The organism is Acidovorax sp. M14 (assembly GCF_049331375.1).
Lineage (GTDB): Bacteria > Pseudomonadota > Gammaproteobacteria > Burkholderiales > Burkholderiaceae_C > Acidovorax.
Genome location: NZ_CP186263.1, coordinates 484524 through 507851, shown reverse-complemented (window position 1 = coordinate 507851; position 23328 = coordinate 484524). Strand labels below are relative to the sequence as shown.

Here is a 23328-nt window from a genome sequence, read left to right as displayed (position 1 = left end):
CTAGCCCGGGAGCAACACACGTGCCAACCCGGGTTATTCGCTAGCCACCCATGATTTCTGCCCACGCCCTCGAACTTGCGCAAACCCTGGTGCGCATGAACACCGTCAGCCACAACTCCAATCTGGAGCTGATCCATTTCATCCGCGACCACCTGGCCAGGCTGGGCGTGAAAAGCCGCCTGACCTTCAACGAGGACAAGACCAAGGCCAACCTGTTCGCCACGCTGGGCGAGGGCAAGCCAGCGGGCATCATCCTTTCGGGCCACACCGACACGGTGCCGTGGGACGGGCAGGACTGGACCATGGACCCGCTGAGTGCACTGGTCAAGGACGGCAACCTGTACGGGCGCGGCAGCGCCGACATGAAGGCCTTCATCGGCGTGGCCGTGTCGCAGGCCGAGCAGTTCCTGAACAGCGATGCGCCGTTTGCACTCCACTACGCGTTCAGCTACGAGGAAGAGATTGGCTGCTTTGGCGTGAAGGAACTCATCGCCGACCTGCGCGACGCCAACATCCAACCACTGGCCTGCATCGTGGGCGAGCCCACCAGCATGATCCCCGCCATCGCGCACAAGGGCGTGTACCGCTACAAGTGCTGCGTGCGCGGCAAGGAAGCGCACTCCTCCCTCACGCCGCATTCGGTCAACGCCATCGAGATGGCCGCCCGCGTGGTGGGCCGGGTGCGCGACATGGCGGAAGACTTTGAAAAGAACGAGCCCCGCTTCGAGGGCTTTGACGTGCCCTTCTCCACCAGCAGCGTGGGCCAGTTCCACGGCGGCATTGCCGACAACGTGGTGCCACGCGACGCCGAGTTCCGTTACGAGTTCCGCGACCTGCCCACGGCCAACGCCGCGCAGATGCAGTCTGAAGTGGTGGCCTACGCCAAATCGCTGGAGCCCGCGATGAAGAAGGTGGCGCCTGCCACAGGCTTCGAGTTCGAAACCATCTGCGAGATCCCGAGTTTTCTGGGCAGCAAGGACGACCCGGTGACGCGCCTGGCGCAGGAGCTGTCGGGAGAAAAAAGCACCACGCTGGTGGCCTTTGGCACCGAGGCGGGCCTGTTCAAGAACGCAGGCATCTCCACCGTGGTGTGCGGCCCCGGCAGCATCCAGCAGGCGCACCAGCCCGACGAGTACGTGAGCCTGGAACAGCTGGGACGCTGCGAAGCGTTCATGCAGGGGCTGGCGCGCACCAAGTCGTTCGGCTGACTAGCGGCTACCAGCTAGCAGGTCAGGGCAACGCAAGGCGCGCGAGGATTGCACTGGGCGCGGCCCAGACCAGTGCCACCGTGGAACTGGCTTTGCCAGGCCGCCGGTGGCGTCTCCTGAGGGGGAAGACGCGAAGCGGCTCAGGGGGCTACGTCCGCACCCGGCCGTCCCCGGTCAGCATCGACATCTCGACAAACTTCGACGCCGCGTGGCTGGTGGCGCTGAACGACACCGGAAAGCCCGAGATCACCTGGTTGCCGATGGACTCGGTGCCGGTGATGAAGCTCTCGCGTGTGATCTTTCCGCCGGCCTGGGCCTGGCGCAGCCCTTCGGTGAACACGCGGGCGGCCAGGTAGCCCTCCATGCTGGAGTAGTTGGGCTGCACCTTGTCGCCGCCCTTCTTGATGGCCTCCAGAAACTCGCGCGTGATCTGGCGCGAAGGCTGGTAGGGCGATGGCACCACCTGCGACACCACCACGCCCGCACCGTCCTTGCCCAGCTCGTCGGCCAGCGCCTGCGTGCCCACAAACGACACGTTGTAGAACGTGCCGCCAAAACCCGCCTTGCGCGCCGCGCGCACAAAGGCAGCGCTGCCGGCGTAGGCGGCAATCTGCACCACCGCATCGGGCGTGGCGGGCACCAGCTTGTCCACGGCCGCTTTCACGTCGGTGGAATTGCGCTCCACGGTGGCGGTCGCCACGGGGGCCAGCTTCAGCTCGGCCAGCGCACGGGTCACGCCGTCAAGGCCTGCCTTGCCGTAGGCGTCGTTCTGGTAGAACACCGCAATCTTCTTGAGCCCCAGGTTGGTGAGCTGGCGCACGATGAGCGCGGTTTCGTCGTAGTAGGACGCGCGCACGTGGAAGATCAGCCGGTTGAACGGCTGGCGCAGCGCCTCAGCGCCGGTGAAGGGGCCAAAAAACGGCACCTTCTCCTTGGTGAACAGCGGCAGCGCGGCCAGGCTGGTGGGGGTGCCGATGTAGCCAAACAGGGCAAACACCTCGTCGGCAATCAGCTTGCGGGTGTTCTCGGCGCAGCGGTCGGGCTCGTAGCCGTCGTCCATGGTGCGGATCTCCACCATGCGCTTGCCCACGCCGCCCTGGGCGTTGAGTTGGTCAAAAAAGAGTTTGGCACCCTGGTTGAACTGCACGCCCAGCTGGGCCGCCGGCCCGGTGAAGGCGGCCGACTGCCCCAGCACGATGCGCCCCTCGCCCTGCGCACGCGCCAGGCCGAACCCACCCAGTGCCACGGCCCCCATGCCCACCGAAAACTGCCTGCGCCCCAATACTGTCTGGTTCATGGTGAAATCTCTGCTCTTGTAAGAAGAAAGAAGGGGCATCCCACTCTGCACTGCCGGTAGGCAGCCCCGTGGAAACAGGGGCCCATATGCACGCCTGTTCCAACCCTGACAGCCAGTTTAACGATCCAGCCCCCGAATGCCCACGCCTTCTGACGCTAAATCCCCTCCATCGGCACTGATTCAGGTGCGCGGCGCCTGCCCTCACGACTGCCCCGACACCTGCGCCCTGCTCACCACCGTGGACGAACATGGCGTGGCCACCCGCGTGCAGGGCAACCCCGACCACCGCCACACCGACGGCGCGCTGTGCGCCAAGGTGAGCAAGTACACCGAGCGCAGCTACCACCCTGAGCGCGTGCTCACGCCGCTCAAGCGCATCGGCCCCAAAGGCAGCGGCCAGTTTGCCCCCGTGACCTGGGACGAAGCCCTGGCTGACATTGCCCAGCGCCTGCAATCCATCGCTGCGCGCGCGCCCGAGGCTGTCCTGCCCTACAGCTACGCGGGCACCATGGGCATGGTGCAGGGCGAGAGCATGGACCGGCGCTTCTTCCACAAGCTGGGCGCCTCGCAGCTCGACCGCACCATCTGCGCATCCGCCGGTGCCGAGGCACTGACGCAGACCCTCGGCGGCAAGGTGGGCATGAAGGTGGAGTTTTTTGCCGAATCGCAGCTCATCCTGATCTGGGGCAGCAACTCCATCGGCAGCAACCTGCACTTCTGGCGCTATGCGCAGCAGGCCAAGCGCAGTGGCGCCAAGCTGGTGTGCATCGACCCGCGCAAGAGCGAGACGGCTGACAAATGCCACGAGCACATTCAGCTACGCCCCGGCACCGACGCCGCGCTGGCCCTGGCGCTGATGCACGAGCTGATCCAGAACGACTGGCTGGACCACGACTACATCGCCCGCCACACGCTGGGCTGGGACCAGCTGCGCGAACGCGCTCTGCAATGGCCGCCCGAGCGCGCGGCCGAGGTCTGCGGCATTCCGGTGGAGCAGATCCGCCAGCTGGCCAAGGACTACGGCACGACGAAGCCCGCCGCCATCCGCCTGAACTACGGCATGCAGCGCGTGCGCGGCGGCGGCAATGCGGTGCGCGCCGTGGCCTGCCTGCCTGCGCTCACAGGCGCCTGGCGCCACCGCGCGGGCGGCGTGCTGCTGTCCAGCTCGGGACAGTTCCCGGCGCAGCGCGCCGTGCTGCAGCGGCCCGACCTGATGCCCGCCAAGACGCCGCGCACCATCAACATGTCCACCATTGGCGACGACCTGCTGCGCGAGGCCTCGCCCACGTTCGGCCCGAAGGTCGAGGCCATCGTGGTCTACAACAGCAACCCCGTGGCCGTGGCGCCGGACTCCAGCAAGGTGGTGCAGGGCTTTGCGCGCGAGGATTTGTTCACCGTGGTGCTGGAGCATTTCAAAACCGACACGGCCGACTACGCAGACTACATCCTGCCCGCCACCACGCAGCTGGAGCATTGGGACATCCACCTGAGCTACGGCCACACCGACGTGCTGCTCAACCGCCCCGCCATTGCACCGCAGGGCCAGGCGCGCAGCAATGCGCAGATCTTCCGCGACCTGGCGACGCGCATGGGCTTTGCCGAGCCCTGTTTTGCCGACAGCGACGAGACCCTGTGCCGCCAGGCCTTTGGCGACGCCGTGGACTACGCACTGCTCGAAAGCCAAGGCTTTGCCACGCTGGCGCTGCCCGACGCGCCGTTCGCCGAAGGCAACTTCCCATCACCCTCTGGAAAGTGCGAGTTCTACAGCACCCGCCTGGCCGCGCAGGGCCTGGACGGCCTGCCCGACCACCTGCCCAACTACGAGCTGCAGGGCACCAACACCCGCTACCCGCTGGCGATGATCTCGCCGCCCGCGCGCAACTTTTTGAACTCCACCTTCGTCAACGTGACAAGCTTGCGCAATATTGAGGGTCGGCCCATCCTGGAAATCCACCCCGACGACGCCGAAGCACGTGGCATTGCCAACGACACGGTGGTGCGCGTGTTCAACGACCGGGGCAGCTACCTGTGCCACGCCACCGTGTCGCGCCGCGCGCGGCCTGGCGTGGTCAACGGCCTGGGCATCTGGTGGCGCAAGCTGGGGCTGAACGGCACCAACGTGAACGAGGTGACCAGCCAGGCCCTCACCGACCTGGGGCGGGCGCCCACGTTTTATGACTGCCTGGTGGAGGTGGAGGCCGCAGGCGCCGCCGCTGCCGGCATGGATGCCGGGGCCCGCGCCAGCACCACGGCCTGAGGGTGGCTTGAGATGCTCGGTTTGCTATCCATTCAATAGCTACTTGCGCAATATCCACTAGCGCTTGCAGCCATTTTGACCCTTATCCTGCGCAAACACCCGTTCTGAGCAGGATCTGCGGAGGTGCAGGGTTCCTTCTCGGCCCCTTACCCCAACAGCTTCAGCAACGCGTGTGCGCCCTGCTCGGAGGATGCCGGGTTCTGCCCCGTGATCAGCGTGCCGTCGGTCAGCACATAGGGCGCCCAGTCGGGCCCTTTGGAATACACGCCGCCATTGGCCTTGAGGATGTCTTCCACCAGGAAGGGCACGATCTGGGTCAACTGCACCGCGTCCTCTTCGCTGTTGGTAAACCCCGTGACCTTCTTGCCCTTGACCAGCGGCGAGCCGTCGGGCGCCTTGGTGTGGCGCAGCACGCCCGGTGCGTGGCACACCAGCGCCAGCGGCTTGCCTGCGGCAAAGGTCTTTTCGATGAGGGCGATGGACTGCGCATCTTCCGCCAGGTCCCACAGCGGGCCGTGGCCGCCGGGATAGAACACGGCATCAAAGTCCCCGGCCTTCACGCTGGACAAAGGCACGGTGCTGGCCAGTTGCTTTTGCGCTTCGGCATCGGCCTTGAAGCGGCGCGTGGCGTCGGTCTGGGCGTTTTCGTCGTTGCTCTTGGGGTCCAGCGGCGGCTGGCCGCCGTGGGGCGATGCGAGCGTGATCTGCGCGCCGGCGTCCTTGAACACGTAGTACGGGGCCGCAAACTCTTCCAGCCAGAAGCCCGTCTTTTTGCCGGTATCGCCCAGTTGGTCGTGGGACGTGAGAACCATGAGGATGTGTGCCATGGAGGTCGCTTTCTGTAGGGGGTGGATCAGAAAAACCAAACCACCACCGTAGCAGCCATCGGGCATCTTGTCCCGCGATACGGGCAGGTTTGCGGTATTGGCTTACAGCACGGCGCGGCCGTGCATGCTACGCCTTCGCCCTTCAACGCAGCTGCCGGTCCAGAAACTCCGCCACCTCGTTCTCCAGCGTGGCGTGGTAGGCCACGCGGTCAAAGCCCTCGGGGTTGGCTGCAGCGTCTCCCGCCTCGGACGCCAGCGGCCAGACGGACTGGGCCATGAAGGCAAAGTGGCCTGCGCCCGGCACCGTGCTGGCCTGTGCAGCAGGCAAATTCGCCGCCACGTAGCCGCCGTGGTACTTGCCGGTGAGCACGGCATCGCGCTCGGCCACCATGAGCCGCACGGGCACGCTGATGGCCTTCAGGCTGCCCGGCGTGAACACCACGGCCATGGGTGCCATGGCCACCACGGCACGGATGCGGGGGTCTGCCACGGAGACCAGCGGACCATCCTGCGCGGCGGCGGGGACCTGCGCGGACGCTGCAGCAGCCGGTGCGGCCTGAACAGACTGGGCACGGCTCGGGAGCTTGCCCAGGCTGCAAAAGCCGGGGTCGTCCGACACGCTGCGGCAGTGCTGCGCCGCACGGGCGGGCTCGGCCTGGGCACCGGCCAGTGCCAGCACGGTGTAGCCACCCGCCGAGTGGCCCACGGCGCCAATGCGCCCGGCCGGTATACGGGGGCCCCATTCAGGGCTGGCCAGCAGGGCATCCAACACGCGGCTCGCCTGGCGGGGGCGTTCGCTGAAGTACCGGCCGGAGGTGATCATCGACCGGTCTTCCCAGTTGTCGCCCGGGTGGCGCAGCGCCGCCACCAGATAGCCGTCGGCCGCTAGGCGCGTGGCCAGGTTGTGGTGGCCCAGCTCATGGCCGCCGGTGCCGTGCGAGATGAGGATCAGGCCCTTGAGGGGCGTGGTTGCCACCGGCGCCCCCGGCGTAACCACGGGCCGCCATGGGCCCATGGGCTGGGTGCGCGCCACGGCAGGCGTGGGGTAGAACAGGGCCACGGTCACCGGCTCGGCGCCCGGGACCACCAGGGTGCGCAGCCCGGCGTACTGGGCCGATGCCGGCGTGGCCCAGGCCAGCAGCGTCATGAAAGCCGCCAACAGCGGGGCACGGGCGTTGCGCCATGCAGAGCGGAGTGCCAGGAGGAGGATGAGGGTCACGGTGCGCCTTTCGTCAAATGCCACCCTGAGGGGCGGCTTGACGGCACTTTAGGTGGCGCCACCGGCGGGCTCCAGCGCCCTGCGACGAAACGCGGCTGTGTGGCGCGAAATGCGCTGTGGAAGGGGCGAGCGCATGTGCGCCCCGCCCCTCGCCCCGACAGCCCGCAGCCGATTACAGAGCGGCTTCGAGGATGCGGCGGCTCACGGCGGGTGTGATCTCGCGCTGTTCGCCCAGGGTCACCATGCCATGCGCTTCGAGCTGCGCCACCACGGCGGTCACCGTGTCGCCGCCCAGGCCGTAGCCCGACAGGCGCGTGGCGATGCCCATGCTTTCAAAGAAATCGCGCGTGCGCTCGATGGCGGCGGTGATGCGCTCGTCGTCGGTACCGGTGGTGATGCCCCACACGCGCTCGCCGTACTGCAGCAGCTTGGCGCGCTTGGCCACCCGGCGCTCGTTCAGCAGCGCGGGCAGCACGATGGCCAGGGTGCGCGCGTGGTCGATGCCGTGCAGGGCCGTCAGCTCGTGGCCGATCATGTGCGTGGCCCAGTCCTGCGGCACGCCCGCGCCAATCAGGCCGTTGAGCGCCATGGTGGCGGCCCACATGAGGTTGGCACGGTCGTCATACACGGGCTCTTGCGCTGTCAGCAGGCGCGGGCCCACCTCGATCAGCGTCTGCAGGATGCCTTCGGCAAAGCGGTCCTGCACGGGCGCGTTGACCGGGTAGGTGAGGTACTGCTCCACCGTGTGCACAAACGCATCCACCACGCCGTTAGCCAGTTGCTGGGGCGGCAGGGTGTAGGTCTTGGTGGGGTCGAGCACCGAGAACACCGGGTAGGTGTGCACGCTGCCAAACGACAGCTTGGCGCCCTTGCCGCGGTGGGTGATGACGCCGCCGTTGTTCATCTCCGAGCCCGTGGCGGGCAGCGTGAGCACCGAGCCAAACGGCATGGCGCCCTGGATGTTGCGGCCGTGCTTTTCAAGGATGGCCCAGGGGTCGGCGCCCTCAAAGCGGACGGCGGCGGCGATGAACTTGGTGGCGTCGATCACCGAGCCGCCGCCCACGGCCAGCAAAAAGTCAAAACCGCCTTCGCGGATCTGCGCCACGGCCTTCATGGAGGTTTCGTAGCTGGGGTTCGGCTCGATGCCGCTGAAGGTGGCGTGCTGGCGATCACCCAGCGCGGCGCGCACCTCGGCCAGCGTGCCGGTCTTTTCGGCGCTGGCGCCACCCACCAGGATCAGCACCTTGGCGGCAGCGGGCACCAGCTTGGCCAGGTCGGCAATCCGCCCCTGGCCGAAGGCGATGTGGGTGGGGTTGTGGAAGTCGAAATTCAGCATGGGTGTCTTTCTCCGTCAATGGCGTTGCCGCAGCACCGGGCACTTGGCTGCGCAGAGGGTGCGCCGCGCTCGGTGGCGGCAGCAAGGGCGCGATTGTGCGGCGCACGGGTGGGCGGCGCCGGTCGCGTGTGCGATAGCCCTGCTGCTGGCAGAGCCTCGTGCGGCAGGTCGGCGCAGCGCATGCGGTTGCTGCTAGCGCTCAGCGTGGCGCCCGATCCATGAGCGCCTTCAGGCGCCCGGCCACGAAGTCGCGCAGCGCCCGCACCAGCGGCGTGAACTGGCGGCGGCTGGGGGCAACCAGAAAGAGCGGCACGGCCTCGGTGGTCCAGCCAGGGCACAGCGCCACCAGCCGCCCGGCGGCCAGATCATCAGCCACATCAAAGTACGACTTGTACGCAATGCCCCGGCCCAGCACGGCCCAGCGGCGCACGACATCGCCATCGTTGGCCACGTTACGGCTGCGCACGCGCACCACCACCTCCTGGCCTGCGGCATCCCAGAAGCGCCAGCGGTCGTGCACGTCCTCGCCCAGCATGAAGCACAGGCCCTCGTGTGCGGCCAGTGCGTGGGGCGTGTCGGGCATGCCGTGCGCTGCCAGGTAGGCGGGCGCCGCGCAGAGCACACGCCGGTGGTCGGCGGCCAGCGGCAGTGCGACCAGGCTCGAATCCTGCGGCTTGCCGTAGCGGAAGGCGGCGTCCACCGGCTCGCTGTAGACGTTGGCCACGCGGTCGGCCAGCTGCAGGCGGATGTCGATGCCCGGGTGCTCGGCCTGGAAGGCATCGAGCCAGGGCAGCAGCACATTGCGCCCCAGGTCCGACGGCGCGGCCAGCTGCAGCGTGCCGCGCAAGCCACCGGCGCGCCCGCCCGCCAGCTGGCCTTGCACCTGCTGCAGCGCCGCCAGCGCGGGGCGGCAATGCTCCAGGAACAGCGCGCCCTCCTGCGTAAGCCGCAGGCTGCGCGTGGATCGCACGAACAGCGCCACGCCCAGCTCGGCCTCCAGCCGCTTGAGCGCGGCGCTCGCAGCGGCGGGTGTGAGGTCCAGCGCACGCGCCGTGGCAGAGAGGCTGCCGCTGTCCACGGTGCGCACAAAGATGTCGAGGTCTTGCAGGCTTTTCATGGCGTGCCTTGGGTGCGGAGGGGTTTATTTACAAACAACGATTGAAGATGGATTCAATCAGCACCCCATTTAAAAACAATTTCGCAAAACCCATCATCGGGGCACCCTTTGTTCACCTCCAGGACCTCCCCATGAAAGCCGTTGGCTACCAAACCGCTCACCCCATCGACCACCCCGAGTCGCTGCTCGACATCACCCTGCCCGACCCGGTGGCCACGGGCCACGATCTGTTGGTGGAAGTGCATGCCGTCTCAGTGAACCCCGTAGACACCAAGGTGCGAAAAAGCAGTTCGCGCACCGGCGACGACCCCGACTACAAGGTGCTGGGCTGGGACGCGAGCGGCATCGTGCGCGCCGTGGGGCTCGAGGTGACGCTGTTCCAGCCCGGCGACCGCGTCTGGTACGCAGGCTCCATCGCCCGCCCCGGCACCAACAGCGAACTGCACTTGGTGGACGAGCGCATCGTGGGCCACGCGCCGAAGTCGCTGGACTTTGCCGAGGCCGCCGCGTTGCCGCTGACCACCATCACCGCATGGGAGCTGCTGTTTGACCGCCTGGGCGTGGCCCCCGGCAAGCGGCCCACCCACAAGACCCTGCTCATCATCGGCGCGAGCGGCGGTGTGGGCTCCATCCTCACGCAGCTGGCAGCGCGGCTGACCAGCCTCACGATCATCGGCACCGCATCGCGCCCCGAAACGCAGCAATGGGTGCGCGACCTGGGCGCTCACCACGTCATCGACCACAGCAAGCCACTGACCGAGGAGCTGGCGCGCATCGGTCACCCCACGGTGGACATCGTCGTGAGCCTCACGCAGACCGAAGCGCACTTCGACCAGATCGTGGAGGCCATCGCGCCCCAGGGCCAGTTCGCACTGATCGACGACCCGGTGTCGCTCGACGTGACGAAATTCAAACGCAAGTCGGTGTCGGTGCACTGGGAGCTGATGTTCACGCGTGCGCTGTTCGGCACCGCCGACATGATCGGCCAGCACCGCCTGCTGACCGAGGTGGCAAAACTGGTGGACGCCGGGCTGATCCGCACCACGCTGGACCAGCGCTTTGGCACCATCAATGCCGAGAACCTGAAGCGCGCACATGCGCTCATCGAGAGCGGCAAGGCGCGGGGCAAGCTGGTGCTGGAGGGGTGGGCCTGAAGCATTGCGGGCCCCGCAGGGTGCGCCGCATGATCAGCGCGATGGGTTGTGTATCGGGTTGAAAAATACTGTATTTATAAACAGTTATTAAGGTATAAAACTGGGCTCACAACCCGAGGAGACCTCCCATGCTGGACCACATGACCTTCCGCGTCACCGACATCGCCCGGACCAAGGCGTTCTACACCGCCGCCCTTGCGCCTTTGGGCTACAGCCTGTGTTTTGAGGGCAACTACGGCTCGAACATGCTGGGCTTTGCCTACCCGGCGCCGTCCGAGCCCGACGGTAAGAAGGCGGATGTGTGGTTCATTGACGGCCCCTCGCCCTACGGCGGCCCGCCCGCCACCACGGGCTGCCACCTGGCGTGGCGGACCACCACGCGGGCCCAGGTCGATGCCTTCTACCGCGCCGCCATGGAAGCCGGGGGCAAAGACAACGGAGCCCCCGGCCTGCGGCCCGACTACCACGCGCACTACTACGGCGCGTTTGTCATCGACCCCGAGGGCAACAACATCGAAGCGGTGTGCCACCTGCCAGAGTAAGAAACACCGCTGCACCCTCCGCAGAGGGCGCGTCGCCAGGCGAGTGCACCCTTGGAACTGGCTTTGCCAGGCCGCCGGGTGCGTCCCCCTGGGGGGAAGCGGCGCAGCCGCTCAGGGGGGGTCAGTCGAGTTTCACGCCCGCCGCCTTGATGATCTCGCCCCAGCGCTTGGACTCGGCGCGTGCCATGGCGCGGAACTGCTCGGGCGTGCCGGGCAGGGCTTCCATGCCAAAGTCGGCCATGCGCTTGACCACGGCGGGGTTGAGCAGCGCCTTGTTCAGGTCGGTGTTCAAACGCGTGGTGATGGCAGCGGGCAGACCGGCGGGCGCCAGGATGCCCTGGAACGCGAACACCTCGGTGTTCGGCACACCGGCTTCGGCCAGCGTGGGCACGTCGGGCAACGCGGCCACGCGTTTGGCCGAGCCGATGGCCAGCGCGCGCACCTTGCCCGAGGTGATCACGGGCAGGCCAGCGGCCAAGTCGAGGAACATGCAGGGCACCTGGCCGCCCATCACATCCTGCAGCGCAGGCGCGGCGCCGCGGTAGGGGATGTGGGTGAGGAAGGTCTTGGTGCGGTTCTTGAACATCTCCATCGCCAGATGGTGTGGCGAACCATTACCGGGCGAGGCGTAGTTGAGCTTGCCGGGGTTGGCGCGCGCGTAGGCCAGAAACTCTTTCACCGTCTTGACTTCGAATGCCGGGTGCACCACCAGCGCCAGCGGAAAGCGGCTGATGCCGCCCACGTAGGTGAAGTCCTTTTCGGGGTTGAACGGCAGCTTGGTGAACAGGTGTTCGTTGTAGGCCAGGATGGCGTTGTCGGCCGACATGAAGGTGTTGCCGTCGGGCTTGGCGGTGGCCACCATCTGGCCGCCGATGTTGGTGGACGCGCCGGGGCGGTTGTCCACCACGATCTGCTGACCCAGCGTCTGGCGCATGGCCTCGGCCACGGTGCGGGCCAGCACGTCGGTGCCGCCACCGGCGGGGTACGGCACCACCCAGCGCAGAGGCTGGTCGGGCCAGGCGGATTGGGCGGCGGCCCAGGGCGCGGCGGTGGTGGCGCCTGCGGCGGCCAGGGCGGACAAGAGGGTACGGCGTTGCATGGGGTTGTCTCCTTGATACTATGAATTTGATAGCTACTAGCGCATATTCAACTAGCGCATGCAGCCGGTTTTATTCAAATTTTGCGCGGCAGGGCCTCAGGCGGCCGGTGCGGCAATCGTCTGGTCGATGGCACCGAAGATGCTGGCGCCGTCCTTGCCCTTCACCTCGATGCGAATGGTGTCGCCGAACTTCATGAACTCGGTGCTGGGCTTGCCGTCCTGGATGGTTTCGATGCAGCGTTTTTCGGCGATGCAGCTGTAGCCCTTGGGCCATTCCATGCGGCCGTTCTGCTCCACGCCCTTGTTGCTGACGGTGCCGCTGCCCACGATGGAGCCGGCGCGCACGTTGCGTGTCTTGGCGATGTGGGCAATCAGCTGACCGAAGTGGAAGGTCATTTCGGGGCCCGCATCGCACATGCCGACCTTGCGGCCGTTCCAGGTGGACTGCACCGTCAGGTTCACGCGGCCGTGGTCCCAGGCGTCGCCCAGTTCGTCCAGCGTCACAGCCACAGGGCCGAAGGCGGTGGCGGGCTTGCTCTGGAAGAAACCAAAGCCCTTCGCCAACTCGGCCGGGATCAGGTTGCGCAGGCTCACGTCGTTGGCAATCATCACCAGGCGGATGCCGTCCAGCGCCTGGTCGGCATTGGTGCCCATCTTCACGTCGCCGGTGATGACGGCAATCTCGGCCTCGAAATCGATGCCCATCGCCTCGCTGGGCACTACCACGTCGTCGCAGGGGCCGATGAAGTCGTCGCTGCCGCCCTGGTACATCAGCGGGTCGGTATAGAAGCTTTCGGGCACTTCGGAGTTGCGCGCTTTTCGCACCAGTTCGACGTGGTTGATGTACGCAGACCCGTCAGCCCACTGGTAGGCGCGGGGCAGCGGGGCCATGCACTGGGCCGGGTCGAAGGGGAAGGCGTGGCGTGCGCGGCCGCTGTTGAGCTGGTCGTACAGGTCCTGCAGTTGGGGCGACAGGAAGCCCCAGTCGTCCAGCACCTGCTGCATCTTGCTGGCAATGCCGGTCGCATAATGGGCCGTGCCCAGGTCGCGGGAGACGACAACCAGTTGGCCGTCGCGCGAGCCGTCTTTGTAGGTAGCGAGTTTCATGGTGGCAGGACCTTTGTCTCAGAAGGGTTGATGGGCACCCTATGGGTGGCCTGCGTAACTCCCTGCGGTCGGTGATAGCGAGGCTCGGGCGGTCCGCTGCGTTGCTTTTCTTGCAAATAGCCGGGCTATTGGCTGCAAAAAGACGCCTTGCGGCCCATCCCGATCCACACTACCACCAACCCGCGAGGGTTATGCAGGCCACCCCTAGCGATAATTACGCTTGGGTAAATTGATTTAACTAAACAAAACTCGCAAATTTTAGTGCACATGGACAAAGAACGTGCAGGAATTCAATCGGTCGAGGTGGGTTTTGCCCTGCTGGAGGGGCTGACACGCTCGCGCGGACCGCTAATGCTCAAGGACGTGGCCGCCTCGGCGGGCATGAGCGCGGCCAAGGCGCACCGGTATCTGGTGAGCTTTCAGCGTCTGGGCCTGGTCACGCAAGACCCGCGCACCGCGCGCTATGACCTGGGCCCGGCCGCTCTCAAGCTGGGGCTGGCCTCGCTGACGCGGCTCGATGGCGTGCGCCTGGCCCGCGAACGCATGCCCGCGCTCATGGAAACCATCGGCCACACGCTGGCGCTGGCCGTGTGGGGCAACCACGGCCCCACCATCGTGCATTGGGAGGAATCGCCCCAGGCCGTCACCGCCAACCTGCGCCTGGGCGACGTGATGCCGCTGCTGTCGTCGGCCACGGGCCGGTGTTTTGCGGCCTTCATGTCGCCCGAGGTGGTGGCGCCGCTGCTCAAAGAGGAGCTGGCCCGCGCCGTGAAGATGCGCCGCACCGACCTGCCTGCGACCATGGCCGAAGTGAACGCACTGCTGGCCGAGGTGCGCGAGCGCGGCGCCGCCCGCGTGGTGGACACGCTGCTGCCGGGCATCGTCGCCTTCTGCGCGCCGGTGTTCGATGCCGACGGTCACCTGGAGCTGGGCATCACCACGCTGGGATCCATCGCCACCTTCGACCCCGAGTGGGGCGGCGCCATTGATGCACCGCTGCGCGCGGCGGCGGCCCAGCTGTCCAGCGACCTGGGCGCAGGCAGCGCCTGACGGCCCCGCCACACACGGACAAGATGCCACGGCGCGCGCTGGTTTTCATCACAGCCCTGGTGCTGGCCCTGCACTGGCTGGTGCTCAGCGGCGTGCCCCTGGCCTGGGACAGCCCCGCGCAGCCGTCCCGCCAAGTGTTCAGCACACGCAGCATCGCCCCCGCGCCGCCCCCACCAACCGTTGCACCTCCCGGCGTGACTGCCGTGCCGGTTGCCGCACCGCAACCTCCGCCCCGCAAAAAGGCGCCCGCCCCCAAGCGCCCCCCAGCCCCTGCGGCCCTGGACCGTCCCGAACCCGCACCGACAGCGGCTCCCGTCGCGGAGGCCGAGGCGCCTTCAGACACTGGTGCCGCAACCACCGTGGCCAGCGCAACCCCTGAGGCGCCTGCCAACGACACCGCTCCGGCGCCCGCACCTGCAGCCTCGGCTCCAGCCGCCCCTGCAGAGCCCGCCACCGAAGACGCCCAAACCGGCACGGGCGTGGACATCCGCCCGCCCGGAGGCACCGGTCGCAGTGCCGGCGCCCCACCGCCGCCCGTACGCATGCCCGCCCCCACGCGGCTCGCGTTTGATGTGAACGGCCAGGCCAAAAAATTCGCCTACAGTGCCCGGGCCGAGCTGCTGTGGCAGCACGACGGCAACCGCTACGAGGCGCGCCAGGAGATCAGCGCCTTTCTGGTCGGCACCCGCACGCAGCGCAGCGTCGGCACGGTCACGGAGCAAGGACTGCTGCCCGAGAAGTTCTCCGACAAATCCCGCAGCGAGCAGGCCGCGCATTTTGACTACGCCAAGGGCCGCGTCACCTTCAGCGCCAACACGCCCGACGCGGCGGCAGGCCCCGGCGTGCAGGACCGGCTGAGCCTGTTCATCCAGTTGGGCGCGATGCTGGCCGCAGACCCGGGCCGATTTGTGCCCGGCACCCAGATCACGCTGACCACGGTGAGCGCCCGCAGTGCCGACCGCTGGACCTTCACCGTGGAAGGCCCCGAAACCCTGGACCTGCCCGCCGGGCCCACGCCCGCCCTCAAGCTGCTGCGCCTGCCCCGCAAGGACTACGACCAGAAGGCCGAACTCTGGGTGGCCCCGGGGCTGGGCTACCTGCCCGTGCGCATCAAGCTCACCCAGGCCAACGGCGATTTCGCCGACCTGCTGCTGCGTGCCAGCGGCCCGCCCTGAGCATTGCCTGCGATCGCTTGCGCTGCACGGAGTGTTGCGCCCAAGCGCCATCCGGGCAAAAAAGCCCCACGAACCCGGCGTGCTCCGTTTTTCATGAAATACTGCAACGCAGCAGGGGACAAAAGCCGTGGCTTACCTAAGAACCTGTTCAAAGCCCTTGAACTCTGCGCACCCGCTGTCATCTGACATCTATATCGACAAGGGGAACACGATGCACATGCTCTACGACTCAGAATCCTTCGTGGTGGTCCATATGCTGCCCGACGCCGTGGAGAAAAAGAGCACCCAGGTGCTCAACGACACTGCCCCTGCCGTTCCCCAGCTTGCACGCCACGGCTTCGAGATCGTGGACAAGCGCTCCGGCAAGGAGGTGTACCTGGACGGCTCCTGGGCCGAGATGTTCCAGGAACAGATTCTGGCCTGGCAGCGCGAAACCCCGACCCAAGAAGAAGTGGAAGACGCGCTGGACCGTTACGCGGGCCTGGCACAACACCCGGTGGTGGTGCACTGACGCCACGACCGAGACCCGTGCCTTAGGTCAGCCCACCGCGCCTTCGGGCGCGCTGGGCGGATAGATTCGCCGGTACAGCGGGTCCACCAGCATCAGCACCGCAATCAGCCGGCACACCTGGAACGCCGTAACTACCGGTACGCCCAGTTGAAGCACCTTGGCCGTGATGGCCATCTCGGTGATGCCGCCGGGCGAGGTGCCCAGCAGCAAGGTGACCCAGGGCAGCCCCGTGGCCCAGGCCAGGGCACCGGCGAACAGGGCGCACACGCCCATCAGCCCCACAGTGCCCAGCGCCACCGACGCCAGCCAACGCGGCGCAGTGTGCAAGAACTCCGCGCGAAACCGCACACCCAGGCTCACTCCGATCACGAGCTGCGCGGCGTTGACCATGCCCTGGGGCACGGCTGACAGGCTCTGGCCGGCCATGGTCAGGCCCATGGACACGAGCATCGCCCCCATGAACCACGGGTTGGCGCGGCCCAGCCGGTCCATCAGCAGCGCCCCGGCCCCGGTCAGCAGCGCCATCAGCGCCAGCCCCGGCCAGTTCACCACCCGCAGCGTGGGCGGCAGGATATCGAGGCCGTGCAGGCCGCTGAACTGCAGCGCAAACGGAATGGTCACCGTGACGATGAGCAGCCGCAGGCTGTGGCTGGCGGCCACCAGGTCGGTGCGCGCGTTTTCGCGCTCGGACAACAAGGTCATCTCGGACGCCGCACCAATCGCGCCGGCAAAGTAGCTGGTGGCGCGCAGCATCGGTGCCGGAACACCGTGCATGCGGGGCGCGTGCACACGGTAGAGCCAGGCGCCAAACAGCCAGCCCAGGAACAGCGCCCACACAATGCCCAGCACGATGGCCCACCACAGCCCCCCGATGAGCGCCACCACCTGGGGCGTGAAATACAGGCCCAGGGCAGCACCAATGGTCCATTGCCCGGCGTTGCGCAGCGGGCCCCAGCTTTCGGTGGGGCCGCCGGCCATCGACACGACGGAGGTGGCCAACAGCGGGCCGATCATCCAGGGCAGCGGGGTGTGCAGGGCCACACAGGCAGCAGCAGCGGCCCATGCCAGGGCCAGGGTGGCCACGGTGCGAACAATGAAAAGGGGGCGCATACGGAGAACGACAGGCAGGCAGGCGGACAGACGGGCGCGGCGGGAGGCGCGCCCAACCCCGCAGTATCGCGCGACCTACCGTCCTGGCCGCCGTGCAGGCGCTGCCCAGACGGAACGGCTGGCATCGCCACCGGGCAACGGCCAGCTTGCACCGGGTGCTCAGGCGCCCTGACGGGTGGCAAACAGCAAAATTTCAGCCCCAGCGGCCTGATGCGCTAGTCGAATATGCCCAAGCAGCTATATTTTTGATAGCAATCAGGCAGCGCCCCGCCGCGCTGCCATCTCACGCCCCATCACCTCCAGGGCGGCAGGCGGCAGCAAAGCGGCAGCGGCGGGGTAGGCCACGCCTTCTTCGGCCGCGATGTGGGCGCCATACCGCCTGGCAAAACGGTCCAGCGCAGCCTCGTCCAGGGGCGTGAAGCCGGTCGCGTTTTCGTGCAGCAAGGCTTGCAGCCCGGCGCGGGCCGCCGCCCAGTCGGCGGTCATGGCCACGTGGTCCTGCTGAAGGCGGGTGACCAGCGCCTGGACCTCGGGCGTGGCCTGGGCCAACAACAGGGGGAACACATGCAGCTCTTCGTCCTGGTGGTGCAGCGGCGCCGCGATATCGAAGTAGCGGAGCACATCGCGCGCGGCCTGGCGGGCGTCGTGGTCCACGCCCTGCTGCCGCACATGCTCCCGCAAGCGGCCCAGCAACCCCAGCGTGCGCTGCACGCGCTCGTGGCAAGCCTCCAACATGGCAAAGGGCTGCTCAAAGCCCACGGCGGGCGCGCTGAAGCCGGGCAGATGCCGTGGCGCTGCAGCAGATGCAGGTGCGGGCGCCGGGACGGAAGCCGGTGTCATGGCGCGTTTCATGGCCCGATTCAGCCAAACCGCACAGGGTGGCCCTGGCGGTCGAACGGAATGAACGCCCCATGCGCACCACCCTTGATGGCATCCACCATGCGCTGCAAGGGCGCCTCGGCTTCGGCACTGGTGGGCGGCTTGTTCAGCGTGCCGGACATCGCCGCCGCAAACACGATGGCCCAGTCGTGGCCTGGGGCGGTGAACTGGCGGGCCTCGGCCACCAGCGCGTCAAACGATGCCAGCTCCTGCGGCGTCTTGTCCACGCACATCAGCGGCACCAGGGCACCGCCCTGCCCGGCCTCGTAGCGCGCACGCTGCGCCGGGGTGGCGTCGTCGGGGAGCTCCACCGCCGCGAAGACGAATAGCAGGCGCTGTGGCTCGGGCTGCATGCGTGCAGCCTGCAGCAGGTCGTCAAAACTGGAAATATCCATGCAAAGGTCTCGCAATCAATGAAAGGTTGGGGCCCACCAGCGCGCCTCAAAAACCGGGCACCACGCCCCGCTCAGCGTCCAGCGTGCTCACATAGGCACCGGCCGCCGGGCGTGAACGCACCGCCTTGCGCGACAGCACGGTGCCAATGCTGATGAAGCACAGGGCCTGCTCGGAGGCCGCCAGCTGGAACAAGGCCCGCAAGCTGGGCGCCTTCAGCGCCTTGCCGCTGGTCAGTGCGGAGCCGTAGCCCTGCGCTGTCGCCATCAGCAGCATGTTCTGCACAGCGCAGCCCGCAGAGACGGTGCGCTCGGCCAGGTCGATCTCGGCGTCGCCTCGCTCCGCATCCACCACGGCCAGCAGTAACACCGGAGAGCGGTAGGCCTTTTCGCGCGCCTGCTCGGCCTGCTCGGCGGTCGCAGCAGGGTCGCGCTCCAGCAGGGCTTGCGCAAACACATCGGCCAATGGCGCACGTGCGGTCTGCGGCACGAGGATGAAGCGCCAGGGCAACAGCTGTCCATGGTCTGGCGCATGGGCTGCGGCCTGGAGGATCTGCGCCAGCTCGGACGCGCTGGGGCCAGGGCCGCCCAGGCGCTTGGGCAGGATGGTCTGGCGCGACTGGATCAGCGCTGCCGCCAGCCCGGCCACATCGTCCGGCGCACTGGCCCGCGCCGCAGCAGGCTGCGCACGGGACGAAGGGTTCAACGGCCAGGGGATCACAGACATGGGGAATCCTCGGAATGCTTACCGCGTCAACAAGAAGGCCAAGAAGGCGCACCGGGACAGGCCGCGTGGGGCGCCCGGTTCATCCGCAGCTCCCCAGGTGACCACACTGCGTGCAGTAATCGCAGCCGTCCTTGCGGATGACCGCATGGGCACCGCACTCGCTGCACTTCTTGCCCGCCATGGCCTGGGGCACGGCCACGGGCGGCGGGGTGGGCTCGTCCAGCGGCAATTGCTGCTGCACCGGGTCGGCCACGCGGCGCGCCAGGATGTTCTGGATGGCGTAGGCCATGGCCGCCACCTCGGAGTCGTGCCACATGGGCACCAGCGTGCCGTCGTCCTTGCGGTGGGTGCCTAGGCGCACGGGCCCCCGGTCCCAGGCGACCTTGCGCATGTCGCTCAAGGCCCGCTCCAAAAAGCCGCCCCGCGCGGCCAGCGACAGCAAGCGCATGCTGGACGTGATCCACTGCTGCGACTCGCCGCTCTGCCCCACGGGCATGAAGAACTCGATGGCACGGTCCACGGTGCGGTTGCCCACACCCGTGGGTACGGGCAGAAAGGACACGATGAGGTACAGCGTCTTGTGGCCTTCCTGCGTCCAGTATTCGAGCTTTTCGGCCACAGCCGAGAGACCGCCTTGCGGGCGGCTCTCGATCACGGTGCGCATCGGGTCCACGGGCGGCGCGGCGGGCGCAGGCGCTGCCACGGCGGCAGGCGCTGGTGCAGGTTCTGCATGCGTTTCGAGCACCGAGCCCAGGATGCTGTTGGGCCGGTAGGTGGCCAAGCCCTTGAGCCGCGCACGCCAGGCCTGCAGGTACAGGTCCTTGAAGTCCTCGTACGGGTAGTCGGCCGGGATGTTCACGGTCTTGGAGATGGCCGTGTCCACAAAGGGCTGCACGGCCTCCATCATGGCGATGTGGTCCTGCGCGGACATGGCCAGGGCCGAGACAAAGTAGTCGGGCAGCGCGTTCACATCGCCGCCCAGCTCGCGGTACAGGCGCCAGGCGTGGTCTTCCACCGCGTATTCGGTGGTGCTGCCGTCCGACTCGCGCTTCTTGCGCTTGTACATCCAAGAGAACGGTGGCTCGATGCCGTTGGAGGCGTTGTCGGCAAAGGCCAGGCTCACCGTGCCCGTGGGGGCAATCGACAGCAGGTGGCTGTTGCGGATGCCGTGCGCGCGGATAGCCGACTGCAGCGACTCTGGCAAGCGGCTGGCGAAGGTGCCCTCTGCCAGATAGCCGGTGGCGTCGAACTTGGGGAACACGCCCTTCTCGCGCGCCAGGTCCACCGACGCAGCGTAGGCAGCATCGCGCATGCACTCGGCAATGCGCGCGGCCATGGTGCGGCCCTCGGGCAGGTCGTAGCGCAGGCACAACATGGCCAGCGTGTTGCCCATGCCGGTAAAGCCCACGCCAATGCGGCGTTTGGCCATGGCCTCGTCGCGCTGCTGCGGCAGCGGCCAGTAGGTCACATCCAGCACGTTGTCGAGTGCCCGCACCTGCAGCGCCACGGCCTGGGTGAAGGCGTCAAAATCAAACGCGGCCACGCCGCCAAACCCGAAGGGGTGGCGCACAAAGCGGGTAAGGATGATGGGTCCCAGGTCACAGCAGCCATACGACGGCAGCGGCTGTTCGCCGCACGGGTTGGTCGCAGCAATGTCTTCGCAGTAATGCAGGTTGTTGTCTTCGTTGATGCGGCCCAGGAACAGGATGCCCGGCTCGGCAAAGTCGTAGGCCGACTTCATGATCGTGTCCCACAACTCGCGCGCCTGCACGGTGGCATAGACCCACAGGCCATCGGCGCGCTGGTGGGCGCCCTGGGCCAGCAGGGCGGCGCCGGGGCGGGCCTTGTGCACCAGCTCCCACGGTGCGTTGTTCTGCACGGCCTGGATGAACGCGTCCGACACGCCGACCGACACGTTGAAGTTGTTCCAGCGGCCCGGCGTGCGTTTGGCGGTGATGAACTCGTGCACATCCGGGTGGTCGATGCGCAGCACGCCCATCTGCGCGCCCCGGCGTGCGCCCGCGCTCTCCACCGTGGAGCAGGACTGGTCGAACACGTTCATGTAGCTGCACGGCCCCGACGCCATGGAGGCCGTGGCCTTGACCTGCGCGCCCTTGGGGCGGATGCGCGAGAAGTCGTAGCCCACGCCACCGCCGCGCCGCATGGTCTCGGCCGCCTCGCGCAGGGCTTCGTAGATGCCCGGAAAGCCTTCGTCGTCCACGCCCTGGATGCAGTCACCCACGGGCTGCACAAAGCAGTTGATGAGGGTGGCCTGGATGTCGGTACCCGCCGCGCTCATGATGCGGCCCGCGCCGATGGCGCCCGCCTTCAGGTTGGCGAGGAATAAGGACTCGTACTTTGCGCGCAGCTCCGGCTTTTCGACCGAAGCCAGGGCCCGCGCCACGCGCTGGTACAGCTCGTCGGCCGTGGTTTCGCCGGGTTTGAGGTATTTCTCGCTCAGCACATCCAGGCTGATGGGCTGCAGGGAAGCGGTGGGGTGGAGAGGGGGCTGGGGTTCGCGTTTCATGGGGGCCGATGATTTGGGTTGCGGGCTGAAACGGGGTTGCGTTCGGTCAAGGAGCGCTCATTCCACTCCGAATGCCGGCTCCTGGCAAGCAGGGACCGATCACTCGTCCACCAGCACTTGGCCGTCATGCTCCACATAGGGCTGGTAGGGGCCGGTACCGCTGTGGTCCGACTGCGAGGCGGGCACGAACCCGCCGGTCTGCACATCAAACACATGCACCTCGCCATCCTCGATCACATAGTGCCATCCGTGCAGGCTGATCTGGCCCGACTGCACCCGGCTGCGCACCATGGGGTACTCCATGAGGCGCTCCAGCTGCAGCACCACCGCGCGCTGCTCGGTGCGGCGCAACACCTCGGGGCCCGGCTGCATGGGCAGCAGGGCCTCGCGCCCCAGGTCCAGCCAGCGGTTGAGGTTGGGGGCCTCGGGCGAGACCTCACCATACATCGCCTTGATAGCCCCACAGTGACTGTGGCCGCACACCACGATGCGGCGCACCTTCAGGTTGAGCACCGCGAACTCGATGGCCGCCGTGGTGCCATGGTGGCCGTGCGATCCGTCGTAGGGCGGGATGAAGGCCCCCACATTGCGCACCAGAAACAGCTCGCCCGGCCCCGCGCCGGTCAGCAGGTAGGGCACCAGGCGGGAGTCGGAGCACCCGATGAACAGCGTCGTGGGATGCTGCCCCTCGTCCACCAGCGCCTGGAACTGCTGGCGGTACTGGGGAAAGGCGTCGTCATGGAAGCGGCGCAAACGGTCCAGCAACTCGTCGGGCATGGGCGGGCAATGAGGGGATGAGGCAACAGGGTTCAACAGGTGTGCTGCGCAGTTACTGCACCAGCGGCGATTCGGCTGCGTCCAGCGCCACCCCTTCGACCACCGCAGCACCTGCCAGCAGTTGCAGATACTGGCGCAGCGCGTTCACCCAGGCCTGCTGGCGCAGGGTAAGCGCGATGGCCTGGCGCACGTCCTCGAACGCGGGCTGTTGTCCCGCTTCACGCGCTACCACTTCCACCACATGCAGGCCAAAGCGGCTGTGCACCAGGCGGGCCAGCACACCGATCTCGGCACTGCCAAACACATCGCGGGCGAACTCGGGCGCACAGTCGGCGCGGGTGAGCCATCCCAGCTCACCGCCTTGCTGGCCGCTGGGGCAGTTGGACCACTGGGCCGCGGCCTCGGAAAACTTTGCACCACCGTCATCGGCGCAGCGCAAGTCGATCAACAGCGCCTCGGCGCGCAGGCGCAACTGCTTCACATCCACACCCGGTGTAACGGCAAAGAGCACGTGGCGCAATTGCGCGCGCTCGCCCTGGGCGTGCGCTGCAGGGTGCGCCTCGTGGTAGCGGCGGCAGGCTTCTTCCGACGGATCGGGGATCGGCAGCTCCCGGTCCAGCAGCTGCTCGATGGCGTCGGAGGCCTCGGTGCTGATAGCACCCAGGGCGCCCGGCACATCGTCGGCCGATAGCAACCCCGCCTGCTGGGCCGCCTGGCGCAGCAGCTCGGTGCAGGCGCGTTGGCGCAGGGCCTCTTTGTCCAGCAACTCGTGTGGTGCGTTGAGGGCCACGCCGTTGATGCGTGCGATGCCAGCCACTGCGCCTGGCCCGCTTGCTGCGGGCGCGGACATCGCCTGCACGGGTGCATCGGCCATCGTCGCCACCAGGGCCTCGTAGGCCGCAGTCTGCGTGGGGGTCAGCGTGCTGGCAGGGGCTGCTGCCGCGCTGCTGTCGGTGGAGCCGCATCCGCAGCTCCCGGTTCCACATCCGCTCATGGTGTGCTCCTGGATGGTCGGTG

At 67.5% G+C, this 23328-nt stretch carries 21 protein-coding genes; 7 read left to right on the top strand and 14 right to left on the bottom strand.

Annotated features, from left to right (window positions below):
- Window positions 1–50: 50 nt before the first annotated feature.
- Window positions 51–1208, top strand: a complete 1158-nt coding sequence (argE, locus tag ACOYR4_RS02420) for an acetylornithine deacetylase (RefSeq protein ID WP_422848510.1) — start codon at window positions 51–53, stop codon at window positions 1206–1208.
- Between the two features lie 148 nt (window positions 1209–1356).
- On the opposite strand, the gene ACOYR4_RS02415 is transcribed toward argE, so the two are convergent.
- Window positions 1357–2505, bottom strand: a complete 1149-nt coding sequence (locus ACOYR4_RS02415) for an ABC transporter substrate-binding protein (protein WP_291441999.1) — start codon at window positions 2503–2505, stop codon at window positions 1357–1359.
- 136 nt (window positions 2506–2641) lie between these two features.
- Between ACOYR4_RS02415 and ACOYR4_RS02410 the strand changes: the two genes are divergently transcribed.
- Window positions 2642–4762 carry a molybdopterin-containing oxidoreductase family protein gene (locus ACOYR4_RS02410; RefSeq protein ID WP_422848509.1) on the top strand — a complete coding sequence of 707 codons (2121 nt, stop codon included), beginning with the start codon at window positions 2642–2644 and terminating at the stop codon, window positions 4760–4762.
- Between the two features lie 146 nt (window positions 4763–4908).
- On the opposite strand, the gene ACOYR4_RS02405 is transcribed toward ACOYR4_RS02410, so the two are convergent.
- From ACOYR4_RS02405 to ACOYR4_RS02390, 4 genes are all read right to left on the bottom strand, one after another.
- Window positions 4909–5589: a type 1 glutamine amidotransferase domain-containing protein gene (locus tag ACOYR4_RS02405; protein ID WP_422848508.1), complete on the bottom strand. Its 681-nt coding sequence runs from the start codon at window positions 5587–5589 to the stop codon at window positions 4909–4911.
- A 142-nt stretch (window positions 5590–5731) separates the two neighbouring features.
- Complete coding sequence (locus ACOYR4_RS02400) at window positions 5732–6808, bottom strand: alpha/beta hydrolase family protein (protein ID WP_422848507.1); 1077 nt, start codon at window positions 6806–6808, stop codon at window positions 5732–5734.
- Window positions 6809–6980: 172 nt separating this feature from the next.
- The gene (locus ACOYR4_RS02395; RefSeq protein ID WP_422848506.1) at window positions 6981–8144 is read right to left on the bottom strand and encodes an iron-containing alcohol dehydrogenase; all 1164 of its coding nucleotides are present in this window, start codon (window positions 8142–8144) and stop codon (window positions 6981–6983) included.
- A 199-nt stretch (window positions 8145–8343) separates the two neighbouring features.
- On the bottom strand, window positions 8344–9261 hold the full coding sequence (locus tag ACOYR4_RS02390; protein WP_422848505.1) for a LysR family transcriptional regulator: 918 nt from the start codon (window positions 9259–9261) through the stop codon (window positions 8344–8346).
- A 131-nt stretch (window positions 9262–9392) separates the two neighbouring features.
- Here ACOYR4_RS02390 and ACOYR4_RS02385 point away from each other — a divergent pair, with 131 nt between their 5' ends.
- Entirely contained in the window at window positions 9393–10415 is a 1023-nt protein-coding gene (locus tag ACOYR4_RS02385) for a zinc-binding alcohol dehydrogenase family protein (protein WP_422848504.1), read from the top strand.
- Between the two features lie 128 nt (window positions 10416–10543).
- Window positions 10544–10957 (top strand): VOC family protein, encoded by a 414-nt coding sequence (locus ACOYR4_RS02380; protein WP_422848503.1) that lies wholly within the window; start codon window positions 10544–10546, stop codon window positions 10955–10957.
- Between the two features lie 121 nt (window positions 10958–11078).
- On the opposite strand, the gene ACOYR4_RS02375 is transcribed toward ACOYR4_RS02380, so the two are convergent.
- A complete protein-coding gene (locus ACOYR4_RS02375) occupies window positions 11079–12056 on the bottom strand; it encodes a Bug family tripartite tricarboxylate transporter substrate binding protein (protein ID WP_422848502.1) in 978 nt (325 codons plus the stop codon).
- Window positions 12057–12152: 96 nt separating this feature from the next.
- Window positions 12153–13163 (bottom strand): fumarylacetoacetate hydrolase family protein, encoded by a 1011-nt coding sequence (locus tag ACOYR4_RS02370; RefSeq protein ID WP_015012293.1) that lies wholly within the window; start codon window positions 13161–13163, stop codon window positions 12153–12155.
- A 267-nt stretch (window positions 13164–13430) separates the two neighbouring features.
- Between ACOYR4_RS02370 and ACOYR4_RS02365 the strand changes: the two genes are divergently transcribed.
- From ACOYR4_RS02365 to ACOYR4_RS02355, 3 genes are all read left to right on the top strand, one after another.
- Window positions 13431–14213 (top strand): IclR family transcriptional regulator, encoded by a 783-nt coding sequence (locus ACOYR4_RS02365; RefSeq protein ID WP_056059824.1) that lies wholly within the window; start codon window positions 13431–13433, stop codon window positions 14211–14213.
- A 23-nt stretch (window positions 14214–14236) separates the two neighbouring features.
- Entirely contained in the window at window positions 14237–15388 is a 1152-nt protein-coding gene (locus tag ACOYR4_RS02360; RefSeq protein ID WP_422848501.1) for a DUF3108 domain-containing protein, read from the top strand.
- 211 nt (window positions 15389–15599) lie between these two features.
- Window positions 15600–15899 carry a BTH_I0359 family protein gene (locus ACOYR4_RS02355; protein ID WP_060984226.1) on the top strand — a complete coding sequence of 100 codons (300 nt, stop codon included), beginning with the start codon at window positions 15600–15602 and terminating at the stop codon, window positions 15897–15899.
- Between the two features lie 27 nt (window positions 15900–15926).
- Here ACOYR4_RS02355 and ACOYR4_RS02350 read toward each other — a convergent pair whose 3' ends face one another.
- The 7 genes from ACOYR4_RS02350 to ACOYR4_RS02320 all read right to left on the bottom strand — a co-directional run bounded on the left by ACOYR4_RS02350 (window position 15927) and on the right by ACOYR4_RS02320 (window position 23305).
- Window positions 15927–17009, bottom strand: a complete 1083-nt coding sequence (locus tag ACOYR4_RS02350) for an AbrB family transcriptional regulator (protein ID WP_422848500.1) — start codon at window positions 17007–17009, stop codon at window positions 15927–15929.
- Between the two features lie 255 nt (window positions 17010–17264).
- A complete protein-coding gene (locus ACOYR4_RS02345) occupies window positions 17265–17849 on the bottom strand; it encodes a hemerythrin domain-containing protein (RefSeq protein WP_422848499.1) in 585 nt (194 codons plus the stop codon).
- A 20-nt stretch (window positions 17850–17869) separates the two neighbouring features.
- Entirely contained in the window at window positions 17870–18283 is a 414-nt protein-coding gene (locus ACOYR4_RS02340) for a ribonucleotide reductase subunit alpha (protein WP_422848498.1), read from the bottom strand.
- Between the two features lie 46 nt (window positions 18284–18329).
- The gene (locus ACOYR4_RS02335) at window positions 18330–19007 is read right to left on the bottom strand and encodes a nitroreductase family protein (RefSeq protein WP_422848497.1); all 678 of its coding nucleotides are present in this window, start codon (window positions 19005–19007) and stop codon (window positions 18330–18332) included.
- Window positions 19008–19086: 79 nt separating this feature from the next.
- A complete protein-coding gene (locus tag ACOYR4_RS02330) occupies window positions 19087–21534 on the bottom strand; it encodes an adenosylcobalamin-dependent ribonucleoside-diphosphate reductase (protein WP_422848496.1) in 2448 nt (815 codons plus the stop codon).
- 99 nt (window positions 21535–21633) lie between these two features.
- The gene (locus ACOYR4_RS02325; protein ID WP_110961660.1) at window positions 21634–22311 is read right to left on the bottom strand and encodes a carbonic anhydrase; all 678 of its coding nucleotides are present in this window, start codon (window positions 22309–22311) and stop codon (window positions 21634–21636) included.
- 52 nt (window positions 22312–22363) lie between these two features.
- Entirely contained in the window at window positions 22364–23305 is a 942-nt protein-coding gene (locus tag ACOYR4_RS02320; protein ID WP_422848495.1) for a peptidylprolyl isomerase, read from the bottom strand.
- Window positions 23306–23328 lie beyond the last annotated feature (23 nt).

Excerpts from the sequence above, each read along its gene's own strand:
- ACOYR4_RS02360 (WP_422848501.1), top strand. The coding sequence starts at position 14,237 with ATGCCACGGCGCGCGCTGGTTTTCATCACAGCCCTGGTGCTGGCCCTG.
- ACOYR4_RS02410 (WP_422848509.1), top strand. The coding sequence starts at position 2,642 with ATGCCCACGCCTTCTGACGCTAAATCCCCTCCATCGGCACTGATTCAG.
- ACOYR4_RS02320 (WP_422848495.1), bottom strand. The coding sequence starts at position 23,305 with ATGAGCGGATGTGGAACCGGGAGCTGCGGATGCGGCTCCACCGACAGC.
- ACOYR4_RS02375 (WP_422848502.1), bottom strand. The coding sequence starts at position 12,056 with ATGCAACGCCGTACCCTCTTGTCCGCCCTGGCCGCCGCAGGCGCCACC.
- ACOYR4_RS02390 (WP_422848505.1), bottom strand. The coding sequence starts at position 9,261 with ATGAAAAGCCTGCAAGACCTCGACATCTTTGTGCGCACCGTGGACAGC.
- ACOYR4_RS02335 (WP_422848497.1), bottom strand. The coding sequence starts at position 19,007 with ATGTCTGTGATCCCCTGGCCGTTGAACCCTTCGTCCCGTGCGCAGCCT.
- ACOYR4_RS02370 (WP_015012293.1), bottom strand. The coding sequence starts at position 13,163 with ATGAAACTCGCTACCTACAAAGACGGCTCGCGCGACGGCCAACTGGTT.
- ACOYR4_RS02395 (WP_422848506.1), bottom strand. The coding sequence starts at position 8,144 with ATGCTGAATTTCGACTTCCACAACCCCACCCACATCGCCTTCGGCCAG.
- ACOYR4_RS02345 (WP_422848499.1), bottom strand. The coding sequence starts at position 17,849 with ATGACACCGGCTTCCGTCCCGGCGCCCGCACCTGCATCTGCTGCAGCG.
- ACOYR4_RS02405 (WP_422848508.1), bottom strand. The coding sequence starts at position 5,589 with ATGGCACACATCCTCATGGTTCTCACGTCCCACGACCAACTGGGCGAT.
- ACOYR4_RS02340 (WP_422848498.1), bottom strand. The coding sequence starts at position 18,283 with ATGGATATTTCCAGTTTTGACGACCTGCTGCAGGCTGCACGCATGCAG.
- ACOYR4_RS02325 (WP_110961660.1), bottom strand. The coding sequence starts at position 22,311 with ATGCCCGACGAGTTGCTGGACCGTTTGCGCCGCTTCCATGACGACGCC.
- ACOYR4_RS02330 (WP_422848496.1), bottom strand. The coding sequence starts at position 21,534 with ATGAAACGCGAACCCCAGCCCCCTCTCCACCCCACCGCTTCCCTGCAG.
- ACOYR4_RS02365 (WP_056059824.1), top strand. The coding sequence starts at position 13,431 with ATGGACAAAGAACGTGCAGGAATTCAATCGGTCGAGGTGGGTTTTGCC.
- ACOYR4_RS02350 (WP_422848500.1), bottom strand. The coding sequence starts at position 17,009 with ATGCGCCCCCTTTTCATTGTTCGCACCGTGGCCACCCTGGCCCTGGCA.
- ACOYR4_RS02385 (WP_422848504.1), top strand. The coding sequence starts at position 9,393 with ATGAAAGCCGTTGGCTACCAAACCGCTCACCCCATCGACCACCCCGAG.
- ACOYR4_RS02415 (WP_291441999.1), bottom strand. The coding sequence starts at position 2,505 with ATGAACCAGACAGTATTGGGGCGCAGGCAGTTTTCGGTGGGCATGGGG.
- ACOYR4_RS02380 (WP_422848503.1), top strand. The coding sequence starts at position 10,544 with ATGCTGGACCACATGACCTTCCGCGTCACCGACATCGCCCGGACCAAG.
- ACOYR4_RS02355 (WP_060984226.1), top strand. The coding sequence starts at position 15,600 with ATGCACATGCTCTACGACTCAGAATCCTTCGTGGTGGTCCATATGCTG.
- argE (WP_422848510.1), top strand. The coding sequence starts at position 51 with ATGATTTCTGCCCACGCCCTCGAACTTGCGCAAACCCTGGTGCGCATG.